Genomic DNA, 26,278 nt, shown 5'->3' with positions numbered 1-26,278 from the left:
ATGGCGAAGACTGATTATAGCAAATATGCAAAGCTAAGCCCGTTCGAACTCAAGGACGCACTGATCCAGCTGGCTTCAAGCAAAGCTGATCTGACCATGCTGAACGCCGGGCGCGGCAATCCGAACTTTCTTGCCACCTTACCACGTCGTGCCTTTCTGCGGCTGGGGCTATTTGCAGTCGCAGAAGCCGAACTTTCCTATTCCTATATGTCGACAAGCGTGGGCGGTTTGCCGAAAGTCGAGGGAATTGAAGGGCGTTTCCAGAGATTTCTTTCAGATAATGGCGACCAGCCCGGGGTGAAGTTTCTCGGGCGTGCACTGTCTTATGTACGCGATCAGCTGGGCCTTTCCCCATCAGAATATCTGCATGAAATGGTGGAAGGCATTCTTGGGTGTAACTATCCGGTTCCACCGCGCATGCTGAAGATCAGCGAAGAGATCGTGAAGCATTATCTCGTGCGCGAGATGATCGGCGGTTACATGAGTTCCGATAAACTCGATATATTCGCGGTCGAAGGCGGAACTGCTGCCATGACCTATATTTTCGACACGCTGAAACAGAACAAGATACTTGATGAAGGCGATACAGTCGCCATCGGCATGCCAGCTTTCACGCCCTACATCGAAATACCGGAACTGAACAATTATCGGTTGAAAGAAGTGCACATCAATGCCGACCCGCACCAGGGCTGGCAATATCCGGAAGCGGAGCTGAACAAGCTGCTCGACAAGTCGGTCAAGGTCTTCTTCCTGATCAATCCGAGCAACCCGCCGTCGGTCAAGATGGATCAACGCGGCCTTGAGCAAATCGCGCGGATCGTCAAGGAAAAGCGTCCCGATCTCATGATCTTGACGGATGACGTCTACGGCACTTTTGCAGATGACTTCAAGTCGCTCTTTGCGATCTGCCCTTACAATACAATGCTCGTCTATTCTTTTTCCAAGTACTTCGGAGCAACCGGCTGGCGTCTTGGTGTTGTCGCCATGCAGAAGGACAATCTTCTGGATGAAAAGCTCAAGAACCTCCCGTCATCGGCGAAGAAGGAAATGAATGAGCGCTATTCCTCACTAACGCCGGATGTCTCAAAACTGAAGTTTATTGACAGGCTTGTTGCCGACAGCCGCACTGTCGCGCTTAACCACACAGCAGGGCTATCAACGCCGCAGCAAGTGCAGATGGTTCTGTTCTCGCTTTTCGGTCTGATGGACGAAAAGGATTCCTACAAGGCCGAACTCAAGAAGTTGATCCGTCACCGTGAAGCGGCGCTTTACCGCGAGCTTGGGCTGGAACCACAGTCCGACGAGAATGAAGTCGATTATTATACGCTGCTCGATCTGGAGGATATCGTTCGCCGCCTCTATGGCGATGATTTCGCGGCCTGGGTGAAGAAGAATATCTCTCCAACAGAATTGCTTTTCCGTATCGCAGATGAAACCGGCATTGTTATGCTTCCGGGCACTGGCTTCGGTACTTTGCAGCCTGCAGGGCGTATCTCGCTGGCGAACCTCAATGAGTATGAATATGCCGCTATCGGGCGTTCGCTCCGGCGTATGGCGGAAGAGGTTTACGACAAGGAATTCAAGCCAAAGAAGAAAAACAAATAAGTTGTTGGGCAGGGGCGCGAAAAGCGCCCCTTCAGCCATTAGGCTGACGACAGAACCAGCAAGTCGCGGCGGACGTCATCACCGTTGCCGCTTATGAGCTGCTTCTCGATATCCGCATGTGTGGCCTTCCATATCGGCACCGCTGCAGCAAGAGCTGCTTTTCCCTCAGGCGTGAGTTGCAATAAACGCTCGCGCCTGTCCTTCGGGTTGATAACGATCTCCACCCAACCTTGCCGTTGCAATGGCTTCAACGCTGCGGTCAAAGTCGTCTGATCCATGGCCAACAGTTCTGCCACCGGCTTCATTGGCGGCGGTGACGGGCGATTGAGCGACATCATCAGCGAGAATTGACCGTTGGTCAGCCCAACTGGACGCAGAGCGTCGTCAAAGCGGCGGGCGAGCGCACGTGCGGCGCGCTGAACATGCAAGCAAAGGCAGGTATCACGAACCAGAAGTGTTGTTTCAAAAGGTACATCGAGGCTATTTGACATGACTTATTAATATTGATATCAATGTAAATCGTCAAGCGGGAACATTGATATCTGGGCATAGACAGGGAGCAAAAGCCGGAGGAGGGCTTGCACCATGAATGAGGTCGTATCCCGAGAAGTTTGGCTTGAGGCGCGACGTGCGCTTCTGGCAAGTGAAAAAGAAGCCACCCATCTGCGCGACAAGGTCAATCGTGAGCGGCAGGCACTGCCATGGGTGAAGGTTGATAAGGATTATGCATTCGATACGCCTTCGGGTCGGAAGTCGCTTTCCGAACTGTTCGACGGGCGTAGCCAGTTGCTGATCTACCATTTCATGTTCGGACCCGACTGGGATCAAGGTTGCACCGGATGTTCGTTCCTTGCCGACAATCTTGATGGTGCCGTGACTCATCTCAACAATCACGACGTCACGCTAGTTGCCGTTTCGCGCGGGCCTCTGGCAAAGCTGGAAGCCTATAAGAAGCGGATGGGCTGGCATTTCCCATGGGTTTCGTCAGAAGGCAGTGATTTCAACTTCGATTACCACGTCTCCTTTACCAAGGATGAACTCGAGAATAACCGCGTTTTCTACAATTTCGACAAGCTGGCTGCAGAAGATGCTTTTGATGAGCTGCCCGGCATGAGCGCTTTCTACAAGGACGAAAGCGGTGCCATCTATCACACCTATTCCAGCTATGCCCGAGGCATCGAGGAGTGGATAGGCACTTTGATGATCCTCGACCGAGCCCCCAAGGGCCGGAATGAAAATGGCACGATGCATTTCGTCAAACGGCATGATGAGTATGAAGCACAGGCTTCCAAGCACAGCTGCTGCGGCTGATCATTCAACCGTAAAATAAATCCAAGGGAGTACTTTCAATGAAAAACGGCTCTTCTCCGTTCGTCTGGTACGAACTTATGACAACAGATGCTGACAACGCACAGGATTTTTATACAAAAGTTGTCGGCTGGACAGCGAAAGATGCCGGGGTTCCCGGCATGAAATATACATTGTTCGAAGTGCCCGGATGCATGATTGCAGGCATGATGTCGATGGCGGATATGCCAAAGGAAGATTGCGGAGGCGAACCCGGCTGGATCGGTTATGTCGGTGTCGCAAATGCAGACGAATATGCCAAAAAGGTTGAAGCTGAAGGTGGCAAGGTGCTCAGAGCAGCGCAGGATATCCCGGACATTGGACGGTTTGCGATCGTTTCGGACCCGCAAGGTGGTATCTTTGCACTTTTTGAACCGAAAGACGACATGCCGCCACCGGCTGACTTCGGTTCGCGCAAACCGGGGCATCCGGGCTGGCATGAACTGTATGCTCAAAACTGCGAGACGGTATTTCCGTTCTATGAGAAAGTTTTCGGCTGGAAGCTCTCACGAAATTTCGACATGGGGCCTATGGGCAATTACAAGGTGTTCAGTGTCGATGGCGCCGATCACGGCGGTATCATGACCGCACCTCCCGGCACTCCTGTTGGCTGGGGTTTCTATTTCATGGTCGATGGCGTGAAGAATGCTGCCAGCCGGGTCAAGTCTCTCGGCGGAGCGGTTTTGCAAGAGCCGATGGAAGTGCCGAACGGGGAATGGGTTGTTCAATGCAAGGATCCGCAAGGTGTGAACATCTCGCTCGTGGCGCCAAAACCGTAGGATAATTGCGCCTTGCGATTGACTGCCGATACATTTGCGATGATTGGTTGGACCATCGAAACGTATCGGCGGAAGATCGATCATGCACGACAGAAGGATGCGTCAGTCTCGGCAGGCAGGTACTGTTTTTGCCGCGGATGTTGGTGGGTCCTTCATTCGGCTGGCCCGCTCTGTACATCCGGGACACATCGAACTTCTTGAAAAGTTGCCGACCCCTGCAAGCAGTTGGGATGAGTTCGGGGGCGCATTGGAAACTGTGCTTCGAACCCGCGCATCGGACGAGGTGGGGCCACTTGCACTTTCCATCGCTGGATTGGTTGATCCAGTAACAAGTTCCGCTTTCTCGGCGAACATTCCTTGCATCACCGATCACAGATTAAGCCTTGAACTCGGCGAGCGATTGGAGCGACAGGTGATCGCCGCCAATGATGCTGATTGTCTGGCCCTTGCAGAAGCTATCGAAGGGGCCGGTAAGGGGCACGACATAGTTTTTTGCGCAGTGCTGGGCACAGGTGTTGGCGGCGGGCTTGTTATCGACGGTCGATTGGTTCGCGGTAAAGCCGGTTTGACTGGCGAATGGGGGCATGGCCCGATCCTCAACACGTATGTAGAAATAGACGGACAAACAGTGTCGGTTCCTCGCTTCGATTGCGGCTGCGGCCAGAGCGGTTGCGTCGATACGATTGGCGGCGCGCGCGGGATCGAAAAACTGCACCAGTTTTTGAACGGTATAGATGCGAGTAGCCATGCGGTCCTGCAGGAATGGCTGGAAGGCAGACCGGAGGCGAGACGGACGATTACCGCTTATCTCCAGCTGGTTGCCGATCCGCTTGCAGCCGTCGTCAACATAACAGGCACGTCGATTATTCCGGTTGGTGGTGGACTTGCTACTGCTTCCGAATTGATCTCCGCACTTGATACGGCCGTCAGGGCCAGAATTTTGCGGAAAATGAACCAGCCATTGGTCGTTCCGGGTGTATTCGGCAGTGATGGCGGTTTGGTTGGGGCCGCAATATTGGGGCATCAGACGTGAGCGTGTTACTTGAAGTCTGCGTAGATAGCGCCGAAGGGTTGCGGTCGGCAATAGAAGGTGGTGCGGATCGTATCGAGCTCTGTTCTGCGCTTGAGCTTGGTGGTTTGACGCCTTCGCTGGGATTGATGGAGCTTGCCTTGAAAGCGCCAATCCCGGTTTACGCAATGATCAGACCGCGCGCGGGCAATTTCTGCTTTTCGACAGAAGATGAAGCCATCATGGTGTCGGATATTCGTAATGCCAGAAATGCCGGTTTGGCCGGTGTTGTCATTGGAGCTTCGCTGAGCGACGGTTCTCTTGATGTCGCCATGTTGGAAAGACTGGTTGCAGAAGCAAAAGGCCTTGGAACGACGCTTCATCGCGCATTCGATCTCGTTCCGAATATGGAGATTGCCGTACAGCAAGCAATTGCACTCGACTTCGAGCGCATTCTGACGTCTGGTCTGTCACAAACTGCGGAAAAGGGGTTGGATAATCTGCGGGTGCTGGCTGAGTTGGCTGGTGGCCGAATCCGCATCATGCCCGGCAGCGGCGTCAACGCGGAGAATGCGAGACGGATCGTGGAGGCAACGGGCGCGGCAGAGATTCATGCTTCATGCCGTGTCCCGGTCGAAGAGAAGGATTCTCGCGCTATCGCTTTCGGTTTTGCCGCAGAACAATCATTTCGGACATCAGTTCAGCGTGTAAGCGCGTTGAAAGCCGCCATAGAAAAAATTTGAAGGACGTTCATTCCAAATTTTGTAAGTCGCTGAGTGCAACATTCATAAACTGATCGGCAAAAGAAATGGAAATTTCTCATACACTTTAAGGCGACACTTAAACCCTATTGCCACCCCGAAAGAGTTTGAGTAGAAGTGACATCACATCAAGAGTTGGGGAGACGCCCAACGCCAACCTGCCTCTCCGGGCAAGGTGGTACTCTCTGTAAAGAGAGGATGTGGCCAAACCGGCAAATATACGGATAAAGCCACTCGCGTCCTCCCCCAACATAAACTAGGGACCGACGCGACATGCCGATTAAAATTCCTGACGATCTGCCAGCAACCAGTGTTCTCCAGGCCGAGGGCGTCATGGTCATGCGCGAAGCAGATGCCATTCGTCAGGATATTCGTCCGCTGAAGATCGGCCTTCTCAATCTGATGCCGAACAAGGTCACGACAGAGACGCAGATTGCGCGTCTGCTTGGCGCGACACCGCTGCAGGTCGAGCTAACTCTTGTTCGTATCACCAACCATGTGGCGCGCCATACGCCTGCCGATCACATGTTGTCGTTCTACCAGCCGTGGGAAGAGGTGCGGGACCAACGCTTTGACGGTTTTGTCATCACCGGTGCTCCGGTCGAACGCCTCGAGTTCGAGGAAGTCACCTATTGGGATGAGATGCAGCGTGTCTTCGATTGGACGCAGACCCATGTGCACCGGTCACTGAATATATGCTGGGCCGCACAGGCTGCGGTCCATCATTTCCACGGCATGGGCAAGTACGAGCTGCCGGGCAAGGCGTCGGGCGTCTATAGCCAGCGCAATCTTGCGCCGTCGTCTCCCTACCTTCGCGGGTTCTCGGATGATTTCAAAATCCCGGTTTCACGCTGGACCGAAGTGCGCAAGAGCGACATTCCAGCCGAGAGTGAGCTGAAGGTTTTGGTCGATAGTCCGGAAACGGGCCTTTGCCTGCTGGACGATCCACGTCATCGCGCGCTGCATATGTTCAATCACGTGGAGTACGACACAACGTCGCTTGCCGATGAGTATTTCCGCGACATTCAGGCTCAGCCTGAAACAAAGGTTCCAGCGAACTATTTCCCCGGAGATGACGCGACGCGCCAGCCGGAAAACCGCTGGCGCAGCCACGCGCATCTTCTGTTTGGAAACTGGATCAACGAGATGTATCAATCGACGCCTTACGACCTGCAAAATATCGGGAAGCGTTAAGGGCACACAGTAAGGAAAGCGCGACCAGAATGCATCCGATCCACGGCAGGGCTTGCAAGTGCCAGTGCCGTAAAGCAAGTCCGCCCGTGGCCGTGCCAAGCGCTACGCCTATGTGCATGGCAGATAGATTGATCCCGACACCGGCATCTGCCGTTGCGGGATCGGTCGTGATGAGAAAGCTCTGAACGACGGGTGATATCATCCAGCTGATACAAGCCCAGATCATCAGTACCGCGCCGAAAATAGTGCTGGACCCTGTTGCAAGTGGTATCGTTGCTAACGCCGTCAAATAGAGGAGCGGCGTCAGCACGATAGCCAGCCGAGGCGACAACTTGTCGACGAGCAAACCACCGAGATAACCGCCTGTCATTCCGGCCATGCCGAACGCCACCATCGCCCAGATGACTTTCTGTGAAGAGATGTGGACAGCCTCCAGAAGATAGGGTGACAGATAGGCGAACAAGACGAAATGACCGCCGATCATCAGGATGGAAACCAATTGTGCTGATACCAGCCGAAAGGATTTCAGGTGCGGCATATAAGGTGGCAAGCCACGCAGGCTTCGTCCTGCACGGGGCAGGGAAAGCAACGACAGGAGCAGCACCAAAGCTGCCGCCAGTGCCAGGCACAGGAAGACCGCACGCCAGCCCAGCCAATCGTTGACAATCATTCCCGTGGGGACACCGGCCACCATCGATCCGCTTATACCCATGAATATGATCCCGATGGCGCGTCCGCGCATTGCGGGACTAACCAGCTCTGTCGCCAGCATGGTGGCAATCAGGCAGACGACTGCACTTGCGGAGGCCATGCCGATGCGCGCGATAAACAGGACAGCATAATTGGAGCTAATGCTCGCGATGATATTGCTTGCGACGAAAACGCCCAAGGCGAAGACGAGGATGGCTTTCCGTTCGAAGCGCGTTGTGAGAACGAGTGCCATTGGAGCGGTAAGCGCAAAGGTAATCGAGAAGATTGATGTGAGCTGCCCAGCAGCACTGACTGAGACATTCAAACCGGGTGCGATGCCCGGAAGAATGCCGACGATAATGTTCTCGGCGGTGCCGGTAACGAAGGTTGCCAGCGCCAGCACAAATAACCGGATGTCCATATTTGCCATTCCCTTTCATGGTAACACCATGCGGGCAGCAAATGGCCCGGCATGGCGATATTGCATGCCGGGTTTCGAGGCAAAGCTTCGGTTATCCCTGATATAACTTCATAACATCCAAACCGGCTTCTGGCCAGTTTCTTGCTGTTTAGCTGGCGGCACGCGCCAGCCATCTGTGCCAGTCGTCCTCTGAGCCGTGGAAAACGTTCAGGTCAATCTTACCGTTCACGCCCTGCGACAGACCCGACCCGGAATACTGCCAGAAGGTCCATGGGCGACCCGGATAGACCTTCGACGGATGCTGGGCAACGGCACGCAGCCAGAATGGATAGTTGGTGAAGGCACCTTTCAGGTTATCGTCATAGAAGTCCGGAGCTGTATAGATGATTGGCCGCTTGCCATAATGCTGCTCCAGCCTGTCCATGAAGACCTGCATCTTTTCCCGCACCTGCGCCGGAGAAGGCCGACGCTTGCAGGAGGAATCGCCGTTCCATTCTACGTCGATGACAGGTGGAAGCGCATCGGCTTCCTTTGGAACATTGCGGATGAACCAATCGGCCTGCTGGCTTGCCACGCGGCACCAGTAGAAAAAGTGGTATGCACCGCGTTTGATGCCCGCTGCTTTCGCTTCGCGCCAGTTCTTGCGGAACATGGGATCGAGGTGGTCGCCGCCGTCGGTCGCCTTGATGTAGGCGAAGTTTGCACCTTGCGTGCGCAGTCTCACCCAATCGATATCACCCTGCCAGCGGGAGACGTCCACACCGTGCACTGCCAGCTTGCGCGGCGATGAGCGTCCGAAATTGATTGGTTTCGCATCACGAAAGCGGTGGCTGTAGACTTTCGATCGTTCCTGTGGTGCGAGGCGCACCGGCGGATAGGCTGCGACTTCCGGCTTTGGAACAGAGATGCGCACCTGAGGGCGTTCCTGCAACTGCGGTTGCGGTGTAACGGGAGCAGGCGGTTCTGCCTTGAACGGACCCGCATCCGGAATGGGGCCGGCCCAAGCCAGAACTTCTTCCTGCTCGGCAGCTGGCATCGGCTGCGGTGCGCTCGCCATTTCGCTCAAGGGGGCGGGCGGAACCGGGCGAGCCACCGAACTTGTGGTCTCAGCCGATGTCTTCGACTGGAGCATAATGCTGTCGATGCCCGAACTTGACGTACAGCCCGTCAAAGCGGCGCAGGCAAGGGCAATGACTGATACAACCGAAGAACGCATGAGCACCCGTAACGCAAAACAAATGGGCTGCAACGCTCCCTCCGAGCTAATTGCTAATCAAAGCTTACCGGGAAATGCTGAATCCAAAGTTTACGAAATTGCTAATGCACATTCTCTAATTCGATTGTTGAAGAATTTTTATCAGCGCTGTTGCCGAATTCTCCAATGCGGTTTCATCAAATCCTGAGAATCCGAGGATAAGCCCCTGACGTGGCGTCAGTTTTGTATAGAGCGTTGATAGCGGATAAACCTCGATACCAGCATCTGCGAGAACAGTGGCAAGGCGCGTATCGCTTTTCCCGTCTGGCAAAGCCAGCAGCAATGAAAGCCCGGCAGGAGGGGCCTCAATCTGGAACAGTTCCGGCTCTCCGGGCGCCAGTGCTGCAATCAGTTTACGCCGCCGCGATGCATGTATGCGCCGCATGCGCCTGATGTGCTGTGCAAAGGCTCCCGTTTCGATAAAACTGGCCAATGCCGGTTGGGCCAAGGGCGATGGCGCTGGGAACAAGGTTTGTCGCAGCGCCCTGAATCGAGTGGTCATGTGCGACGGTACAATCAGAAAACCGAGCCGCAGGAGTGGCGAAAAGACCTTGGAGAAACTTCCGATATAAAGGATGCGATCTGGATCAAGCGACATCAGAGATGGCAATGGCTGGCCGACATAACGGTGCTCGCTGTCATAATCGTCCTCGATGATGATGGCGTCGCGTTCCCTTGCCCAGGCAAGCAGCTCCAGCCGGCGCCCTAATGGCATGGTCACGCCTGTCGGGTGGTGCCGTGCCGGTGTGACAAACGCTCCACGCGCATTGTTGGCCTTGTCTCGCGCGGTCGAAACATCGAGACCCCCGCCATCAATGGGGACGGGAATGATGTCAAGGCCATTGACGCCAAGGATCTTGCGCGCAGGCGGGTAGCCCGGTTCCTCCATCCACAGTCTGTCACCCGGTACAAACAGGGCCTCCCGAATGAGGGAAAGAGCGTCCGCGCTGCCGCCGGTAATGATAATCTGCTCTGGTGACACAATCATCCCGCGCCACTCGTGCAAATGACGGGCAAGTGAAGATCGCAAAGGATGAAAGCCGAACACATCATCACTGCTTAGCAGCTCAGGGGATGGGTTGCGCCAGATGCGCCCGAGCAGCTTCCCCCACTCGTCGTGTGGGAAATGATCACTATCAAATACACCAAGATGAAAAGGTTTGGCTTCCTCTTGATGTAACTGCGGCTGGACTATCGCGTCGAGGGGCGGATGGTCGACTGTCAGACTGGTGTCGGGAAGTTCGGCGGTGACATGGGTTCCGGAACCTTGACGTCCTTCGAGATAGCCCTCGGCAATCAACTGGTCGAATGCCGCGAGAACGGTTGTTCGTGACAGGCCGAGTTCCAGAGATAAGGCGCGGGTAGACGGCAATCTTGAATCGGGTTTCAGGCGTCCGGCTAAAACCGCTTGTCTTATCTGATCAACCAGTTGGGCGGTCAGCGAGACATCGCTGGAGCGATCAATCCCGAATTCTGGAAGTGTATTCGAAATTGGCATCATAGTATTCTCTTAAAGTGGCTATTTTCTCAAAGCCACTATGAGGGCAGTTTGGCCGAATACAAAGGAGAAAAATCGGCCATGACGACAGCCCCTTCAGAACGCAGCCGTGTAAAACGCTTGCATGAGCGCGGTGCCTATGACGCAGCCACGGTTCACGCAATCATCGATGCGCAGCCTCTGGCGCATGTGGCCTATGTGTTCAACGGAACGCCCTATGTCACGCCCACGCTGGTCTGGCGTGAAGGCGATTTCATTTACTGGCACGGATCATCCGCCAGTCGTATGCTGGAAAGCTGCGACGAAGCAGAAGTGTGCGTAAGCTTTACGTTGCTCGACGGGCTGGTCCTCGCTCGCTCGGCGTTTCACCACTCCTGCAATTACCGTTCGGTCATGGCTTTCGGGACAGCGCGCAAAGTTTCGGACATCGCGGTGAAGGAACATCACTTGCGCAGCTTCGTAAACGGCCTTTTTCCGGGTCGCTGGGAAAGCCTGCGGCCGATGATGGCAAAGGAGCTGAAGGCCACCATGCTTCTGGAACTGGAACTGAATGAAGCGTCAGCAAAGGTTCGCTCCGGTCCGCCGAAGGATGACGATGCCGATTATGCCCTGCCAATCTGGGCGGGCGTCATTCCCATGACCACCCAGATGGGCGCGCCGGTGAATGACGGTCGTATTCTGCCGGGTGTTGCTGCGCCGGATGCCATCATGCAGTTCGGTTATGTGGCTGAAGCGGCGGAATAGGCAGCCGAAGGTTCAGGCGGGTCCGAGAAAGATGTGTGTCTCGGATTTCGCGATCCCGTCCATGGCGCGGATACCTGTTACCAGCCGGTGAAATTCATTCATGTTGGGGACTTCGATCTCGGCGATCAGGTCCCACGTACCATTCGTGGTGTTCACCGCGGAAAAGCCGGGGTTCTTGCGTAAAGTCGCTATCACGCTTTTGATGTTTCTCCCGGTCAATTCGATCATCATGATGCCGCGGATCATGTCGGTGGCACCATGATCCTTCAATCTGACTGTAAAGCCTGCAATGACGCCCGATGCGATCAGGCGCTCCATCCGGCTTTGGATCGTGCCCCGCGCCACACCCAAAATGCTGGCGAGAGTCGGAATGGACGCACGCGCATTGATGCGCAGTTCCGATATTAATCGTTGATCCAGATCATCCATCACCACACCGCCATTTGACGATTTCGTCAGTTTGATTGCGTTTATCGCAGATTGCTGGACATTTCTATACAGAATTGACGTTTTCGTTGATCCTTTGCTCCGTTAGCGTGCTTGAAAACAAACAAGCCGGATAAGCAAGCAACGCAACCGGCAAGGGGAATTTCGGAGGTGGATCGATGGAGCTTTTCTTTCTCCCGCTCCTGGGTAACCAGAGCATATCGTTCTTGCCTGTTCCGAATCTGTTTTCCCAAGAAATTTGCCGTCGCCCGTCGGGCGTCGACGATCTGGAAAGATGCGTCCAGCCGGGCGCTCGGAACGGGCATCGCCCGTGATCGCGATACGATCACTTAGGAGAAAATGAAATGAAAACCCTTCTGTCTTCGCTCATTGCCGCTGGCGTCGGTGCGCTGATGATGCTCGCTCCCGCTCATGCGGACGACCTCGAAAAGGTCAAGCAAAGTGGCGAATTGCGCATCGGCATGAGCGGTGTTTTCCCGCCATTCAGTTTTGTTGATGGTCAGAACCAGGTGGTCGGTTTCGACGTCGATATCGGCACCGAAATTGCCAAGCGCCTTGATGTAAAGCCGGTTGTCGTGACCACCGCTTTCGACGGCATCATTGCAGGCCTGCGTGCGAGCAAGTTCGATGTGGTCGTCGGCAGCATGAGCATCACGCCGGAACGCGAAAAGGCTGTCGATTTCGCAGGCCCTTACTATCGCGGTGGCCGTGGAATTTTCGTGACGGAAGCCTCGCCGGTGAAGTCCATGGACGAACTGAAACAGGGCAAGACCATTGCCGTGACGCTTGGTGAAACCAGCGACAAGTGGGCGCGCGAGCAGGGTGGCTGGACCGTCCGTACCTATAAGGGCATCCCGGAACTACTGCTTGAGCTTCGTTCAGGCCGCGTGGACGCCATTGCATCGGATGACATTCCGATCCTGATCGCCATCAAGGAAAGCGGCGAAAAGGTTCGTCAGCTCGATACGCCTGAACTTCAGGGCACCGACAATGTCGGCATCGCTCTGCGCAAGGGTAACCCTGAGCTTAAGGATGCGATCAACAAGGCTCTCGACGACATGAAAGCGGACGGTACCTACGAGAAAATCTCGACCAAGTGGATCGGTCGCGACATCCGCTAACCGCATGAAACCCCGAGCCGGGACAGCTATTAACGCAATTGTCCCGGCAACATTTCTTTCCGGCTTGGTTTTCCAGACAGGAAAGGGGAGATAATGAACTTCTCTTTGATGGTGGACGTGTTTCCATATTTTTTGGAGGCCGCCCTGGTTACCGTCGAAATATCGGCGCTTGCCATTCTGATCGGGTTGAGCGTCGGTGCGCTTGCCACATCTGCAAAATTATCGCGTTTCTGGCCGCTGCGTTTTATCGGTACAGCCTATGTCAGCGTTTTTCGCGGCACGCCGTGCCTTCTGCAACTTTTCGTTCTCTATTTCGGCGGCCCGCAGATCGGCATCAATCTCGAACCATTCGCAGCCGGTGCCATTGGTCTTGGCCTTAATATCGGCGCTTATTACGCCGAAGCCATGCGAGGCGCCATTCTGACGGTCGATACCGGGCAGAACGAAGCCGCCCGTTCCATTGGCTTCAGCAACGGACAGTCGATGCGCTTTGTGGTGTTGCCGCAGGCAGCGCGGCTCATGATCCGTTCGCTCGGTGTCAATACAGTCATGCTGATCAAGGGGTCTGCTCTCGTTTCCGCGATTTCCGTGGTCGAACTGACTTACACGGCTCAACGTTTCATCGGCTCGACCTATCGTCCGTTTGAAATCTTCGGCATCGCCGCGGCCATCTACATGGTCCTCATTTATATCGTTGCACGCTTCGTCGATTTCCTCGAAGCCCGCTATGCACTCAAATAGGCGGTGATCCCATGCAACTCGATTTCTCTATCGTCCCGCCCTATACTGAACTTCTGATGACCGGCATCTGGTGGACGCTCATCATCGCCGTGTCCTCATCCATCGTCAGCTTCTTCGGCGGTATCGCTTTTGCCTTGCTCGTTCTCTATGGCAACTGGCTGGTGCGTTACCCTGTCCGTTTCTTCATCTGGCTGTTCATGGGCACGCCGCTGCTTCTGCAGCTGTTCCTGCTCTATTACGGCCTGTCGCAGATCGGCATCAACATTCCAGCCGTATGGACTGGCATCATCGGCCTTGGCCTGCATTTTGCGGTCTATAATTCGGATATCTTCCGCACCGCGATCCTGACTGTCGATCCGGGGCAGAATGAAGGTGCCCGTTCGCTGGGTTTCGGCAGCGGTCAGACGCTGCGCTACATCATCGTGCCGCAGGCCGTCCGCAATGCGTTGCCACAGGTGGGCAACAATCTGATTGCGCTTTTGAAGGACACGGCGCTCGTGTCGGTAATCGGTATTACCGAGCTGGTTCACGCTTCGCAGCAGGCGATCAGCGAAACCTACAGCCCGTTTGAATTCTACATCACTGCCGCAGTGATCTTCTACGTACTCAATCTCATCCTGGAAGCCGGATTGCACTGGATGGAAAAGAAAGTCGAGGCTTACCGATGAGCAACAGCAAACCCATGGTGGAAGTGCGCGACGTCCACAAGTCTTATGGCGCGCTCGAAGTTCTCAAGGGCATCAACCTGTCTGTTGAACGCGGCCAGATTATCGCCATTATCGGGCCGTCCGGTTCCGGCAAAAGTACTTTGCTGCGCTCCATCAACCATCTGGAAACGGTCGACTCAGGCCAGATACTACTGGACGGCGTGCAGGTAAACCAGTCGTTGAGCGGACGCTCCTTCGAGCGGCATATCAATGCCGTGCGCCAGCAGATGGGCATGGTTTTCCAGCACTTCAATCTGTTTCCGCATCTCAATGTCATGGAAAACATCACACTCGGACCCATCAAGTTGAAGGGCAAGAGCAAGCAGGAAGCGCAGGAGCTGGCCGTTTCTCTTTTGAAGAAGGTCGGTCTTGCCGATAAGGCGTCAATGTATCCGTCGCGTCTGTCGGGCGGGCAGAAACAGCGCGTGGCTATTGCCCGTGCACTGGCGATGCAGCCGAAAGTCATGCTGTTCGACGAGGCGACTTCTGCGCTCGATCCGGAACTGGTCGAGGAAGTCAATCAGGTCATGAAACAGCTCGCGCAGGAACACATGACCATGCTGATCGTGACCCACGAAATGCGTTTTGCCGCCGAAGTTTCAGACAAGGTTCTGTTCATGGACAAGGGCGTCGTGGTCGAAGAAGGCAAGCCGGACGTGATCTTCACCAATCCGGAAAATGAAAGAACGAGAGCGTTCCTGCGAAAGCATCTCAACCAGTAAGTCGACGTTTAAACCAGATTTGAAAACCCGCCTGTGCCTTCCCCAAGGCACGGAGACGGGGAACTATTGAGCGAGGAAAGACCGTGGCATCCCCAAATGAATGGAACCCGACAGAACGGGTGCGAGAACTCTCCTATCGCATGGTGAGATGGCCGAGCGAAACGGGAACACCTGACGAGGCATCGTTCGGGCCGAAGCTGGCCGAGCTTTTACGCGAGATCCCCTATTTCCAAAAGAACCCTGACGATATTGCCGTCATCGACAGTCACGGCTCGCCGATGACCAAGAATGTTATCGCCGTCGTGCGCGGCGCCGGGCGACGAACCCTGGCTCTGGCGGGGCACTTCGATGTGGTGGAAACTGCAAATTATCGCGATTTGAAACATCTTGCTTTCGAGCCGGATGCTTTGCTGGAAGCTCTTCTGGCCGATCTTACCAGCCGTCCGCTTGCACCGAACGAGGAAAAGGCACTCGCCGACTTCCAGAGCGGAAATTACATTCCCGGTCGGGGCATGCTCGACATGAAAAGCGGTGTTGCAGCCGGTATCGCAACGTTGGAACATTTCTCGCAGCGGGTAGATCGCGAAGGCAATCTGATTTTGTTTGCGACACCTGACGAAGAGCGTGGTTCGCGGGGAATGCGCAGCCTGCGAGATGCTTTGCCGGAACTTGCCGAACGCTGGGGCCTCGATATCGTCGCCGGTATCAATCTTGACGCAACGAGCGATCAAGGTGACGGTGCGGAAGGCCGAGCCATCTATCGGGGCACAATCGGCAAGCAGCTTCCCTTTGCTTTTGTGGTCGGACAGCCTTCTCATGCGAGCTATCCGTTCGAAGGTGTCAGCGCGCACCTCATTGCATCGGAAATCATGCGGGCGGTGGAAGCCAATGCAGCCCTTTGCGACACGGCGGATGGCGAAGTTTCGCCACCTCCAATCTGCCTTGAAGCGCGGGATTTTCGCGGTGGTTATGAAGTGACCACACCGGAACGGACGTGGATTGCTTTCAACTGGCTGACCCATTCCGTCTCGCCTGATGCTTTGTTCCAGCGGTTCAAGGCAATTGTCGATGAGGCGCTGGATCGGGCGATCACGCACTTCAATGTGGAGGCGGAGCGCTTTGCAAAGCTGGTTGGCAGCGATGCAGATGCCAATCACAAGGGCAGAATTCTGACCACGGCCGAGTTGCGCGACGAAGTCCGGCGTATTGGTGGTGATGCGGCACTGGAACGGATAGCGGCACTGGAAGCTGAACTTTCAAGCAGCGATAACCCGCTTCTTATCACGCGGGAACTCGTCAACGCCATGGTTGCCGAGGCACGCATTACAGGCCCAACGGTCATTGTCGGCTTCGGAAGTCTCGTCTATCCTCACGTTCGCATGGGTGTCGAAACGGCCGAAGAACAGCGTTTCGCAGAAGCTCTGGAAACCGCACGCCTGGATGCGGAACGCCAGTTCGAAACGACGATCCGATACAGGGAAATCTTCGCCGGCATTTCAGATATGAGCTTCTTCGGTCATATCCCTGACGCGACGGATAGTGAAGTCATCGCGGCCAACACACCAGCGGCTCAATTTATCGACCGCGCCAATCCGAAAGCGCTTTCCTATCCGGTGGTGAATATCGGCCCGTGGGGCCGCGAGTATCATCAGCGGCTGGAGCGGGTCTATGCACCCTATGCCTTTACGGTACTGCCACAGTTTCTCAACGGCATCGCTACGCGCTTCCTGAAGTCTTAGCGGTTCGCGAATAGCGGCGCGATGTCCTTCACTTTGCCTGATTGACGGTTATAGCGATCATGTGGAGGACATCGTCAGCGCTGCACCCGCGTGAGAGGTCATTAGCGGGTTTGGCGAGGCCCTGAAGCACGGGGCCTATGGCCTGCGCCCCACCAATACGTTGGGCAATCTTGTAGCCGATATTGGCGGCTTCGAGATTGGGGAACACAAAGACGTTGGCATTGCCCTTGAGCGGTGAATCCGGCGATTTGGCATAGCTGATTGCCTCGACGAATGCCGTGTCGAACTGTAATTCTCCATCGATGCACAGATCAGGCTTACGCTCCTGCACCGTCCGGGTTGCCTGAACGACCTTTGACACACGCTCATGCGCAGCGCTGCCGCCGGTGGAGAAGGACAACATGGCAACGGCCGCATCTTTTTCCGTGAGCTGGCGGTATGAATCTGCCGACTGGATGGCGATATCGGCAAGTTGCGCGGAATCAGGTTCCACCACGAGGCCGCAATCGGCAAAGACGAAAGCGCCTTTCTTCTGATGATGAGACTGGCACAGCAGCATCAGGAAGAAGCTTGAGACGAGCGATGCGCCTTCGGCCTTACCAATGATCTGCAGGGCGTGGCGCACCACATCGGCTGTTGTTGCGACTGCGCCAGCCACCGTCCCATCCGCATCGCCTTCTCGTACCATCATTGCGGCGAAACCGAGTGGCGTCTTCGCCATCGCCTCAGCCTGTTCTTCCGTCATGCCTTTGGCCTGACGTAGCCGATAGAGTTTTTGCGCATAATCCGCGCTTTTGTCCGATGTCTCTGGGTTGATGATCGCGATCTTTGAGCCGTCAATCTGCCTGCTGATGACGCTTTCGGAGCCCAGAAGCGTGATGCGGGCAATGGCTTCGCGTTCGGCACGGAGCGCCGCATCGATGATACGCGGATCTTCGCCCTCGGCCAGAACGATGTGACGTGGCCTCGAACGAGCTTTCTCAAAAATCTTTTCCAACGGCAGCATGGCGCAATCTCTTCAAAAGGCCGAGAGTTGTGCTCCCGGCCTGATCACTGACGGACTGGTTCAGACGGGCATTTGCTGGCGCATGTCGGCCTTGTCGATGCCGGCCACGACAACGGGTTTCTTCATCGCATCGCGGCGGAATGGTTCGCCCAGTTCCTGATTGAGCACGACTTCGATGAAGGTGGTCACCCCCTTGGCCTGCTCGTCGATTGCCGTCTGCAAGGCTTCGGTCAGCGCCTGCTGGCTATCGACGGTCACGCCTTTCAGACCGCAGCCATCCGCCACCTTGGCGTAGCTCAGGTTCGGATTGAGCTCGGTGCCGACGAAGTTGTTGTCGTACCACAGCGTCGTATTGCGCTTTTCGGCGCCCCACTGATAGTTGCGGAAGATGACCATGGTGATCGCAGGCCAGCCCTTCCGACCGATGGAGGTCATCTCGTTCATGGATATGCCGAACGCACCGTCGCCTGCAAAGCCGACCACTGGCGTGTCAGGCTGGCCGATCTTGGCGCCGACGATGGATGGGAAGCCATAACCGCAGGGGCCGAACATGCCCGGCGCCAGATATTTGCGTCCGTGTTCGAAGCTTGGATAGGCGTTCCCGATGGCGCAGTTATTGCCGATGTCGGTGGACATGATGGCGTTCTTCGGCATTCCAGCCTGAATGGCACGCCATGCCTGCCGCGGCGACATGCGGTCCTTCTCGCGCTCGCGCGCACCGGCATTCCAATGCGTGCCCGGATCGTCATCCTCATGATCCATCGAGGAAAGTTGCTGCAACCAGGCGGATTTACGCTGATGGATGAGCTGCTTGCGCTCGTCGCGACCTGCATTGCCCGCATTGGCTCCCATCTGGTCGAGAATCTGCTGCGCAACCTGCCTGGCGTCACCGCAAATGCCGACCGAGATCTTCTTGGTGAGGCCGATGCGATCAGGATTGATATCGACCTGGATGATCTTGGCGTCCTTCGGCCAGTAATCGATGCCGTAGCCTGGCAGCGTCGAGAACGGATTGAGGCGGGTGCCGAGCGCCAGAACCACATCGGCCTTGGAGATCAGCTCCATCGCGGCCTTGGAGCCGTTATAGCCGAGCGGTCCTGCGGACAGCGGATGGGTGCCGGGGAACGCGTCGTTATGCTGGTAGCCGCAGCAGACCGGCGCATCGAGCCTTTCGGCAAGCGCGATGGATTCGGGGATCGCACCGCCGATAACGACACCGGCCCCGTTAAGGATGACCGGGAATTTCGCATTGGTCAGTAGTTTTGCAGCCTCGGCAATGGCATCGCGTCCGCCGCTCGGGCGTTCCAGCCGGACGATCTGTGGCAGGTCGACGTCGATGACCTGAGTCCAGAAATCACGGGGAACGTTGATCTGTGCCGGTGCACAGCCGCGCCATGCCTTCTCGATCACGCGGTTCAGCACTTCGGGAATGCGGGTCGCATCGCGCACTTCTTCCTGATAGCAGACCATCTCTTCGAACAGGGCCATTTGGTCAACTTCCTGAAAACCGCCCTGACCGATGGTCTTGTTGGCAGCCTGTGGAGAGACAAGCAGCATCGGCGTGTGGTTCCAGTAAGCAGTCTTGATGGCAGTCACGAAGCCGGTTACGCCGGGCCCGTTCTGGGCAATCGCCATACCCATCTTGCCTGTCACGCGGGTATAACCGTCGCAGATCAGCGCCGCATTCGTCTCATGGGCGCAATCCCAGAAGGTAATGCCCGCCTTCGGAAACAAATCCGATACCGGCATCATCGCGGAGCCGATGATCCCGAATGCATGTTCTATCCCATGCATCTGCAAAACCTTAACAAATGCTTCTTCCGTCGTCATTTTCATGGCGCGTACCTTTCCTTGGAATTCAGAGAACTTCGTCTTTCAGCGCATACCAGTGATACATTGCGCGCTGGCCTATGCGCCTGAATGGCGTCAGCATGCCGTAACTCGGTAATTCGGAGGTGAAGATCGGCAGGTCGAGTTCCTGTCCCCGACCCGTCATCAGTTGGGCAACCCGGCGTCCGGCCTGCGCTGAATACATCACGCCGTTGCCGCCGTAGCCCATGGCATAGTAGATTTCCTGCGTCGGATCAGGACGATAGATGCGGGGCATCATGTCATGACTGACATCGACCCACCCCCACCAGGAATAATCGATCTTGATGCCTTTCAGAGCCGGGAACTTCCGGTAAAGGCCCGAAAGCAGCAGATCGTAATGTTTAGGGTTCGGTGCATCAGCCCCGGTAATGGCGCTGCGGCTACCGATCTGCATCCGCCCGTCAGGCAGAAAACGATAATAGTGACGAAGCGTGCGCGTGTCGGTTAGCGGAATACCGGTCTTGGGGCCGCATGCTTCAATTTCATCGGGTGTCAGCGGTCGTGTCACGACAGAGTTCGACAGCACCGGCATCAGCCGGTAACGGGTGAGAGGATGGAGGCCGGGCGAGGTGTATCCCGCTGTCGCGAAGCAAACCTGTCGCGCCGTGACTGTACCGTTCGGCGTGTTGAGATGGAATACATTGCCGTTCTTGCGGCAGCTGAGAACCGGGCTTGCGGTGTGCACCTTTGCGCCCAGCTTGCGTGCAAGCCGGAGATAGCCGAAGGCAAGTTTCGCGGCGTGAATGCCAATGCCGTCTGGCTCATACATAGCTCCGCGAGCTTCTTGATCCCGGATGAAATCGCGGTGAATCTCGTCGCGACCGACCATGCGCGTCCGATAGCCGAATACGTCGTTCAGCAGGCGGGATTCTTTCTCCAGCGAAGGAATGACCTTGTCGCGATGGGCGATGTAGAGATGACCGCCATCCTGCGGATCACAATCAATTTCCGGTTCGGCAATGAGTGAACGAAAGAGATCAAAACCCTCGGCAATTTCGTTATGCAATTTCCGGGCGACGTCCACACCCCAGCGCTCGATCCATTGTGAACGCTTGAGCCGGCCGGCTGAAATCTGCGCCTGACCGCCATTGCGGGTGCTGCAGCCCCAGGCGACGCCATTTGCTTCCAGCACCACGGCCTTGACGCCATGATCCCGAGCGAGATGGATTGCCGCCGAAAGACCGGTATAGCCTGAGCCGACGATAACGACATCGGCATCGACTTCTCCGCGAATAGGGCCATCGTCTTCCGGCGCCGGTCCGGCAGTGCCTATCCAGTAAGTCGGGGCATAGTCGCGGCCTTGTCCTGGCGTCTTCGAAACCACCGGATCATAAGCGGGGTCGAATGGCTGGGTGGCCGAGAAACTGTTGAGAGTGTGGGTATCCATATGTCGGTCCTCCAAAACACCGACTGGCGATGTTGGGGCTTACGCCTTCAGCAAAGGCCGGTTCTTGCGGAATGCCTGTTTGCGGACGATCTTGCCGTCGCGCTGTGTGAAGAGATCGCAGCCTTCTGCCTCGACGCGTGCGCCGTTGGCATCCGTTCCGCGAAAGGTCCATTCGGACACCGCACGGTCGCCGCTCACGAAATGCCTGTGTCCGTCCCATTTCACGTCGGGCATCACGGCCCAGACGCCGGAAAAAGCCTTGGCAATCGCATCCTTGCCTTCGAGACGGGTGCCGTAAACTTCCTCACCGCCGATGGTGTAAAACACGCAATCGTCGGCAAAGAAGGCCATGATCGCGTCGATGTCGTGCCGGTTGAAGGCGTCGAAGAGGTCGGAAAAATGCTTCTCTGTGAGTTGTCCGGCGGACATTCGAATGCTCCTTGATACGTCTGAAATCTGCCCTGATTTCGGGTAAAGCTTCCCTGTGGCGCGGCAGAGTTGCCGCGCGATTGATATTGCGAATTGGATTTCGGTCGGGCTGACTAAAGCGGTTGTAGCGCCATCAGACTTTACCCTTCCACGGGATGAGGACCTTTTCCATGTAACGGATCAAAAGGTCGAAGGCGAAAGCGAATACACCGATGACGATGATGCCCATGATGACGGTGTCGCTGGCCAAAAACTGCGCTGCATTGAGTACCATGAAGCCAAGACCGCGATGCGCCGCCACCATTTCCGCCGCTACCAGCGTCGTCCAGCCCACACCGATCCCGATGCGCATGCCGGTGAAGATTTCCGGCATGGCCGCTTTCATGATGACCTGCGTTATTACCTGCGTCCGGGATGCGCCCATCGCATAGGCGGCATGGATCTGTTCGGTTGAGACCGAGCGCACGCCAGCTCTCGCTGCGATCGCCATTGGCGCAAAGATCGCGAGAAAGATGAGGAACACCTTCGGGAACTCGCCAATACCAAGCCAGATGATGATCAGCGGCAGGTAGGCAAGCGGCGGCAGTGGTCGGTAAAACTCGATAATCGGGTCCAGCACGCCACGAACAAAGCTGCTCATACCCATCATGATGCCGATGGGAATTGCCGTGATGCAGGCAATCGCGAAGGCACCCAATACACGTCCAAGGCTGGCGAGCGTATGTTCGGCCAGAGTGGAGTTTGCCACGCCGTCTGTCATGGCAACCATGAACTTGCCATAGACAGCGAACGGCGAGGGGAGAAACAGCGGTTTGACCCAGCCCATTCCTGTTACGAGAAACCAGAGCCCCAGCAAAATCAGTGCGGTTACAAGGCTGATGAAACCGCTATTGCCGTCGCCGGGGGCGCCATAGATTTTACCGGGTTTGACTGGTCTTGCCCGAGTTACGAACTCAAGCATGGACCAGTTCCGGGTTTCCTGATGCACGTTCATCGCCATAGATAATCCCCAGAATTGTCTCACGCATCTTGATGAAGTCGGGACTGGACTTGACGGCGCGCGCATCACCGCATTCCAGAAAGCGTCGGTTGAAATCCAGATCATAGGTATGGGTGATCCGTCCGGGGCGCGGCGACATGACGATCAGCCGCGAACCGAGGAACAAGGCCTCTTCGACGCTGTGAGTGATGAAGAAGAACATTTTGTTGGTCACTTGCCATACCCGCAAAAGCAATTCCTGGATCGTTTCGCGGGTGAGGGCATCAAGCGCTGCCATGGGCTCGTCCATAAGCAGCATCGCCGGGTCGCAGGTCAGTGCGCGGGCAATGCCGACACGCTGCTGCATACCGCCGGAAAGCTGGTAAATCTTGTGATTGTGGAAATCCTGCAGGCCGACCAGAGCCAGATTTTTCGTGGCACGCGCCCGGCGTTCTGCCTTCGGTACACCTTGAAGCTTCAGGCCAAACTCGGTGTTGTCAACGACATTGAGCCAGGGAAGCAGAGCATGTTTCTGGAACACGACGCCCCGGTCGGCGCCGGGACCACGCACTTGCCTTCCGCCCAACGTGATTTCGCCGGATGACGGGATCATGAACCCTGCCATCAGATTGAGAAGCGTGGTCTTGCCGCAGCCGGACGCACCAAGCGCCACCACGAAATCCCCGCTGTCGATCCGCAGATTAACGCCCTTCAGCGCAATCACGGCTTCTTCCACATAAAGACCGGGATAGGTCAGACTGACATTCGATACGTTCAAGGTTTCCATTACGTCACCTTTCGGGAACGAAGAAGCGGTTCCGGCAAAAGCCAGAAGGCACACACAACATTGCAGGAACCGTCTCGGTTCAGCGGCTTGCCCGAAGGCATGCCGCTGGCGGAGGTGCTTGCATTACTTTACGTAATTACTTCGCTGCGGCTTCGGCAAAACTGCCATTTACGTTGCCGCTATAGTCATCCAGAGCTTGGTCGAGCTGTTTTTGGTCGACGAGAAATTTTGCACTCTGGGTGACGGATTTGAGCGCTCCGCTGTCCTTGCCACCGCCGAGCCATGTCGGGGAGGCTTGTTCTTCCACGGTGGGGAAGGACAACAGCGCGAGTGCGCCCGGTATGTCAGCGGCATTGCCACCGATCAGCTTGACCATACCTTTGACCTGTTCGGAGTCTGCCGTCCACTGGCCGCCATTGGCCTTGTAGTCGGCATAGGCATCCTTCAGCACCGTGGTGAAGGCGGTCATGAATTTGGGGTTTTCGCTGGCGAAGCTCTTATCCACCACAAGGCCGTCGAAAGTCGGGACGCTTTTCGCGCCGATTTCTTCGGAATTGGCAATTTCCCTGCCGGTCTTGAGGATTTCGGAAAGAGCAGGAGGCCAGACATAGGCCGCGTCGATATCGCCGCGCTGCCAAGCGGCAACGATCTGCGGCGGTGTCATGTTGAGTATTTCCGCGTCGCGCGGATTGATCTTCCAGATGTCGCTCATGCCGACAAGGAGATGGAAATGCGAGGTCGAGACGAAAGGCACGCCGACCTTCTTGCCCTTGAGGTCTTCCGGCTTCTCTATGCCGGAGCCTTCGCGCGCTACCAGTGCTTCCGATTTGCCGATATTATCGAGAATCCAGAAGAGTTGAAGGTCAACACCGCGTGTGGCGGCTGCTGCGATGCCCGTTGAACCGATAACGCCTATCGGCACGTTGCCGGAAGCAAGTGCCGTCGAAATATCGCCACCCGATGCGAACTGGCGCCAATCGATCTTATATCCGGCTTCCTTGGCTGCCGCGTCGAATTTTCCGTTAGCGATCGCGGTCAGAAACGGCCCGACGATCTGCTGATAACCGACCACGACCGTGGTTTCGGCATAGGCCGCAGACGTGGAAAGCGCTGCTACGGCCGAAAATAACACCACCCGTTTTATGCTTTTGAAATAGTTCATGGAGTTCCCCTTCCATTTAAGAACCATGCCTGACTTGGTCACGACTGTTGACGTTTTTCGCCAATCTGCAGTTCCAGTTACAAACGATAGCCATCTCATGAAATTTGCCTTATATCCAGTTGGAATAGTCAATAAGTCCAGTTTGGCATTAAAGATGGCGCTACCCGGGAATTGGGGTTCGTGCTCACTTTACCGTCGAAATTATTCCACGAGGAGAAACAGAAAGAAGAAACGCTATTGCTAAGTAGAGCACGAAGCGGAAAAACTGACGCGAACTTGGGTGTAATCGCAGATTCACTAATGGAGTAGGGTTTTGGATGCCGTCTCACCGACGATCTTCTTCATAGATGGCGGCAGAAATACCGGATTGCAGTCCCAAATCCGGGAAACAACGGTATCAGCCATTCTTTCAGGCGCGGTTTTGCCCGGTGCCCGCATGCCCTCCACGCGGCGATTGGCGGATTATCTGAAAGTCTCGCGCCTCACGGTAACGCTGGCCTATCAGGAGCTTGTGTCCCAAGGTTATCTGGAAGTGCATTCCCGCAGTGCCTATCACGTGGCTGCAGCGCCACCCATCAGCCGTCCAGACAAGGATTTTTTGCAAACGCCTGACACCGCCGTCGATTGGTCATCCAAGTTGCGTCTCGGCTTCAACATTGCCAAGACCATTCGCAAGCCTCTGGATTGGCGGAAGTATCGCTACCCCTTTCTCTATGGCCAGATGGATCAGACCTTGTTTGATCTCGCCGCATGGCGCGATTGCGCACGGCGCGCGCTGGCCAGAGAAGACTTTATCCTTATGGCGGGTGATTTTGCCGCTGCCGATGATGTGGAACTTGTCAATTATATCCGTTCGCGCACGCTGCCTAGCCGCGGAATACACGCGGAGCCAGACGAGATACTTGTTACCGTTGGCGCGCAGAACGCGCTTTGGATCATCAGTCATCTGCTTTTGACACGGCGCTCGCATGTCGTGTGCGAAAATCCCGGACATCCCGATATCAGCGCTACGCTCCATCTGACAGGGGCCAATGTAACGGCGCTTGACGTTGATGAAGGCGGCTTGCCACCCGAGTTGCTGCCAGATGAGATCGACGCGGTCTTCGTCACGCCGAGCCACCAGTCACCCACGGCCGCCACTATGCCACGTGCGCGGCGTATCGCACTTCTGGAGGCTGCAGCCGAGCGCGATTTCGTCATTGTCGAAGATGATTACGAATTCGAGATGAGCTTTTTGCAGCCGCCGACGCCGGCGCTAAAATCGCTCGACCAGTATGGCCGCGTTCTCTATGTGGGCAGTTTTTCAAAGTCGCTGTTTCCGGGGCTTCGGCTTGGCTACTTGGTTGCTCCGGCACCTGTCATCCGTGAGGCGAGGGCGCTACGCGCGCTCATGCTTCGTCATCCGCCCGGACATTTGCAGCGAACAGCCGCCTATTTTCTGGCTCTTGGTCACTACGATGCGGTTATTCATCGTATGCGGATTGAATATCACAAGCGCCATATTGTCATGATCGAGGCCCTTAATCGCGAAGGATTGAAAATCGCTGGTAAATCGGCCTTTGGCGGTACGGCATTCTGGATCGAAGGACCGGAGGGCATGGATGCCGACAAACTCGCACGTGATCTGCGCGAGGACGGCGTGCTGATCGAGTCGGGGTCCCCTTTCTTCTGGAGCGATGACAGGCCATGCCGCTATTTTCGCATCGCTTATTCTTCCATTCCGATTAATCGGATTGCGGAAGGCATCGAGCTTCTGGCCAAAAGAATGCGGCAAATCTCGTAGTTTTGGAACGCTTGGGTTCAGGCTGCGTTCATGTGGATTACGATAACGGATTTGTGAAGTTGCCGGAATTTGTCCCAATTCGATGGATATCGC

At 55.8% G+C, this 26,278-nt stretch carries 25 protein-coding genes and 1 riboswitch; of the genes, 13 read left to right on the top strand and 12 right to left on the bottom strand.

Annotated elements, in window-relative coordinates:
• Entirely contained in the window at positions 1-1,605 is a 1,605-nt protein-coding gene (locus AC1RHM_RS14105; RefSeq protein WP_010658682.1) for a bifunctional aspartate transaminase/aspartate 4-decarboxylase, read from the top strand.
• 38 nt (positions 1,606-1,643) lie between these two features.
• Here AC1RHM_RS14105 and AC1RHM_RS14100 read toward each other — a convergent pair whose 3' ends face one another.
• Positions 1,644-2,096, bottom strand: a complete 453-nt coding sequence (locus AC1RHM_RS14100) for a MarR family winged helix-turn-helix transcriptional regulator (protein ID WP_010658683.1) — start codon at positions 2,094-2,096, stop codon at positions 1,644-1,646.
• 94 nt (positions 2,097-2,190) lie between these two features.
• Between AC1RHM_RS14100 and AC1RHM_RS14095 the strand changes: the two genes are divergently transcribed.
• From AC1RHM_RS14095 to metA, 5 genes are all read left to right on the top strand, one after another.
• A complete protein-coding gene (locus AC1RHM_RS14095; RefSeq protein WP_010658684.1) occupies positions 2,191-2,916 on the top strand; it encodes a DUF899 domain-containing protein in 726 nt (241 codons plus the stop codon).
• Between the two features lie 38 nt (positions 2,917-2,954).
• Positions 2,955-3,731 carry a VOC family protein gene (locus AC1RHM_RS14090; protein WP_010658685.1) on the top strand — a complete coding sequence of 259 codons (777 nt, stop codon included), beginning with the start codon at positions 2,955-2,957 and terminating at the stop codon, positions 3,729-3,731.
• A gap of 82 nt (positions 3,732-3,813) precedes the next feature.
• A complete protein-coding gene (locus AC1RHM_RS14085) occupies positions 3,814-4,764 on the top strand; it encodes an ROK family protein (protein ID WP_050897424.1) in 951 nt (316 codons plus the stop codon).
• Positions 4,761-5,483 (top strand): copper homeostasis protein CutC, encoded by a 723-nt coding sequence (locus AC1RHM_RS14080; RefSeq protein ID WP_029375939.1) that lies wholly within the window; start codon positions 4,761-4,763, stop codon positions 5,481-5,483. Before AC1RHM_RS14085 ends, AC1RHM_RS14080 begins: the two co-directional genes overlap by 4 nt.
• Before the next feature lie 138 nt (positions 5,484-5,621).
• A riboswitch (SAM-I-IV-variant riboswitch) is annotated at positions 5,622-5,731 on the top strand.
• A 43-nt stretch (positions 5,732-5,774) separates the two neighbouring features.
• Positions 5,775-6,695, top strand: a complete 921-nt coding sequence (metA, locus tag AC1RHM_RS14075; protein WP_010658688.1) for a homoserine O-acetyltransferase MetA — start codon at positions 5,775-5,777, stop codon at positions 6,693-6,695.
• On the opposite strand, the gene AC1RHM_RS14070 is transcribed toward metA, so the two are convergent.
• The 3 genes from AC1RHM_RS14070 to pdxR (AC1RHM_RS14060) all read right to left on the bottom strand — a co-directional run bounded on the left by AC1RHM_RS14070 (position 6,640) and on the right by pdxR (AC1RHM_RS14060) (position 10,562).
• A complete protein-coding gene (locus AC1RHM_RS14070) occupies positions 6,640-7,815 on the bottom strand; it encodes an MFS transporter (protein ID WP_010658689.1) in 1,176 nt (391 codons plus the stop codon). The two genes, metA and AC1RHM_RS14070, sit on opposite strands and share 56 nt — an antisense overlap.
• 139 nt (positions 7,816-7,954) lie before the next feature.
• Entirely contained in the window at positions 7,955-9,022 is a 1,068-nt protein-coding gene (locus tag AC1RHM_RS14065) for a glycoside hydrolase family 25 protein (RefSeq protein ID WP_010658690.1), read from the bottom strand.
• Positions 9,023-9,137: 115 nt separating this feature from the next.
• Positions 9,138-10,562, bottom strand: coding sequence for a MocR-like pyridoxine biosynthesis transcription factor PdxR (gene pdxR / locus AC1RHM_RS14060; RefSeq protein WP_010658691.1), 1,425 nt, complete (start codon positions 10,560-10,562; stop codon positions 9,138-9,140).
• Between the two features lie 78 nt (positions 10,563-10,640).
• On the opposite strand from pdxR (AC1RHM_RS14060), the gene AC1RHM_RS14055 reads away from it, so the two are divergent.
• Positions 10,641-11,303 carry a pyridoxamine 5'-phosphate oxidase family protein gene (locus AC1RHM_RS14055; protein ID WP_010658692.1) on the top strand — a complete coding sequence of 221 codons (663 nt, stop codon included), beginning with the start codon at positions 10,641-10,643 and terminating at the stop codon, positions 11,301-11,303.
• Positions 11,304-11,315: 12 nt separating this feature from the next.
• On the opposite strand, the gene AC1RHM_RS14050 is transcribed toward AC1RHM_RS14055, so the two are convergent.
• Complete coding sequence (locus AC1RHM_RS14050; RefSeq protein ID WP_010658693.1) at positions 11,316-11,732, bottom strand: Lrp/AsnC family transcriptional regulator; 417 nt, start codon at positions 11,730-11,732, stop codon at positions 11,316-11,318.
• A gap of 362 nt (positions 11,733-12,094) precedes the next feature.
• On the opposite strand from AC1RHM_RS14050, the gene AC1RHM_RS14045 reads away from it, so the two are divergent.
• The 5 genes from AC1RHM_RS14045 (at position 12,095) to AC1RHM_RS14025 (ending at position 16,780) form a co-directional block, all read left to right on the top strand.
• Positions 12,095-12,871 carry a transporter substrate-binding domain-containing protein gene (locus AC1RHM_RS14045; protein ID WP_010658694.1) on the top strand — a complete coding sequence of 259 codons (777 nt, stop codon included), beginning with the start codon at positions 12,095-12,097 and terminating at the stop codon, positions 12,869-12,871.
• Between the two features lie 93 nt (positions 12,872-12,964).
• Entirely contained in the window at positions 12,965-13,612 is a 648-nt protein-coding gene (locus AC1RHM_RS14040) for an amino acid ABC transporter permease (RefSeq protein ID WP_010658695.1), read from the top strand.
• An 11-nt stretch (positions 13,613-13,623) separates the two neighbouring features.
• A complete protein-coding gene (locus AC1RHM_RS14035) occupies positions 13,624-14,280 on the top strand; it encodes an amino acid ABC transporter permease (protein WP_010658696.1) in 657 nt (218 codons plus the stop codon).
• Positions 14,277-15,041: an amino acid ABC transporter ATP-binding protein gene (locus AC1RHM_RS14030; protein ID WP_029375942.1), complete on the top strand. Its 765-nt coding sequence runs from the start codon at positions 14,277-14,279 to the stop codon at positions 15,039-15,041. The genes AC1RHM_RS14035 and AC1RHM_RS14030 overlap by 4 nt, the downstream gene beginning before the upstream one ends.
• Positions 15,042-15,181: 140 nt before the next feature.
• Positions 15,182-16,780 carry a M20/M25/M40 family metallo-hydrolase gene (locus AC1RHM_RS14025; protein WP_010658698.1) on the top strand — a complete coding sequence of 533 codons (1,599 nt, stop codon included), beginning with the start codon at positions 15,182-15,184 and terminating at the stop codon, positions 16,778-16,780.
• Between the two features lie 28 nt (positions 16,781-16,808).
• On the opposite strand, the gene pta is transcribed toward AC1RHM_RS14025, so the two are convergent.
• From pta to tauA, 7 genes are all read right to left on the bottom strand, one after another.
• Positions 16,809-17,786 carry a phosphate acetyltransferase gene (gene pta, locus AC1RHM_RS14020; protein ID WP_151606370.1) on the bottom strand — a complete coding sequence of 326 codons (978 nt, stop codon included), beginning with the start codon at positions 17,784-17,786 and terminating at the stop codon, positions 16,809-16,811.
• Between the two features lie 60 nt (positions 17,787-17,846).
• Positions 17,847-19,622, bottom strand: a complete 1,776-nt coding sequence (xsc, locus tag AC1RHM_RS14015; protein ID WP_105529295.1) for a sulfoacetaldehyde acetyltransferase — start codon at positions 19,620-19,622, stop codon at positions 17,847-17,849.
• Between the two features lie 22 nt (positions 19,623-19,644).
• Entirely contained in the window at positions 19,645-21,045 is a 1,401-nt protein-coding gene (locus AC1RHM_RS14010; protein ID WP_010658701.1) for an NAD(P)/FAD-dependent oxidoreductase, read from the bottom strand.
• A gap of 39 nt (positions 21,046-21,084) precedes the next feature.
• Entirely contained in the window at positions 21,085-21,474 is a 390-nt protein-coding gene (locus tag AC1RHM_RS14005) for a nuclear transport factor 2 family protein (protein WP_010658702.1), read from the bottom strand.
• A 133-nt stretch (positions 21,475-21,607) separates the two neighbouring features.
• Complete coding sequence (locus AC1RHM_RS14000) at positions 21,608-22,435, bottom strand: ABC transporter permease subunit (protein WP_010658703.1); 828 nt, start codon at positions 22,433-22,435, stop codon at positions 21,608-21,610.
• A complete protein-coding gene (locus AC1RHM_RS13995; protein ID WP_010658704.1) occupies positions 22,428-23,240 on the bottom strand; it encodes a taurine ABC transporter ATP-binding protein in 813 nt (270 codons plus the stop codon). Before AC1RHM_RS13995 ends, AC1RHM_RS14000 begins: the two co-directional genes overlap by 8 nt.
• Positions 23,241-23,376: 136 nt before the next feature.
• A complete protein-coding gene (tauA, locus tag AC1RHM_RS13990) occupies positions 23,377-24,402 on the bottom strand; it encodes a taurine ABC transporter substrate-binding protein (RefSeq protein WP_036580237.1) in 1,026 nt (341 codons plus the stop codon).
• 313 nt (positions 24,403-24,715) lie between these two features.
• On the opposite strand from tauA, the gene pdxR (AC1RHM_RS13985) reads away from it, so the two are divergent.
• The gene (gene pdxR / locus AC1RHM_RS13985; protein WP_010658706.1) at positions 24,716-26,185 is read left to right on the top strand and encodes a MocR-like pyridoxine biosynthesis transcription factor PdxR; all 1,470 of its coding nucleotides are present in this window, start codon (positions 24,716-24,718) and stop codon (positions 26,183-26,185) included.
• Positions 26,186-26,278 lie beyond the last annotated feature (93 nt).

Source organism: Brucella sp. GW823-FHT04E01 (genome assembly GCF_058796175.1).
This window is presented reverse-complemented; position numbering and strand designations above follow the sequence as displayed.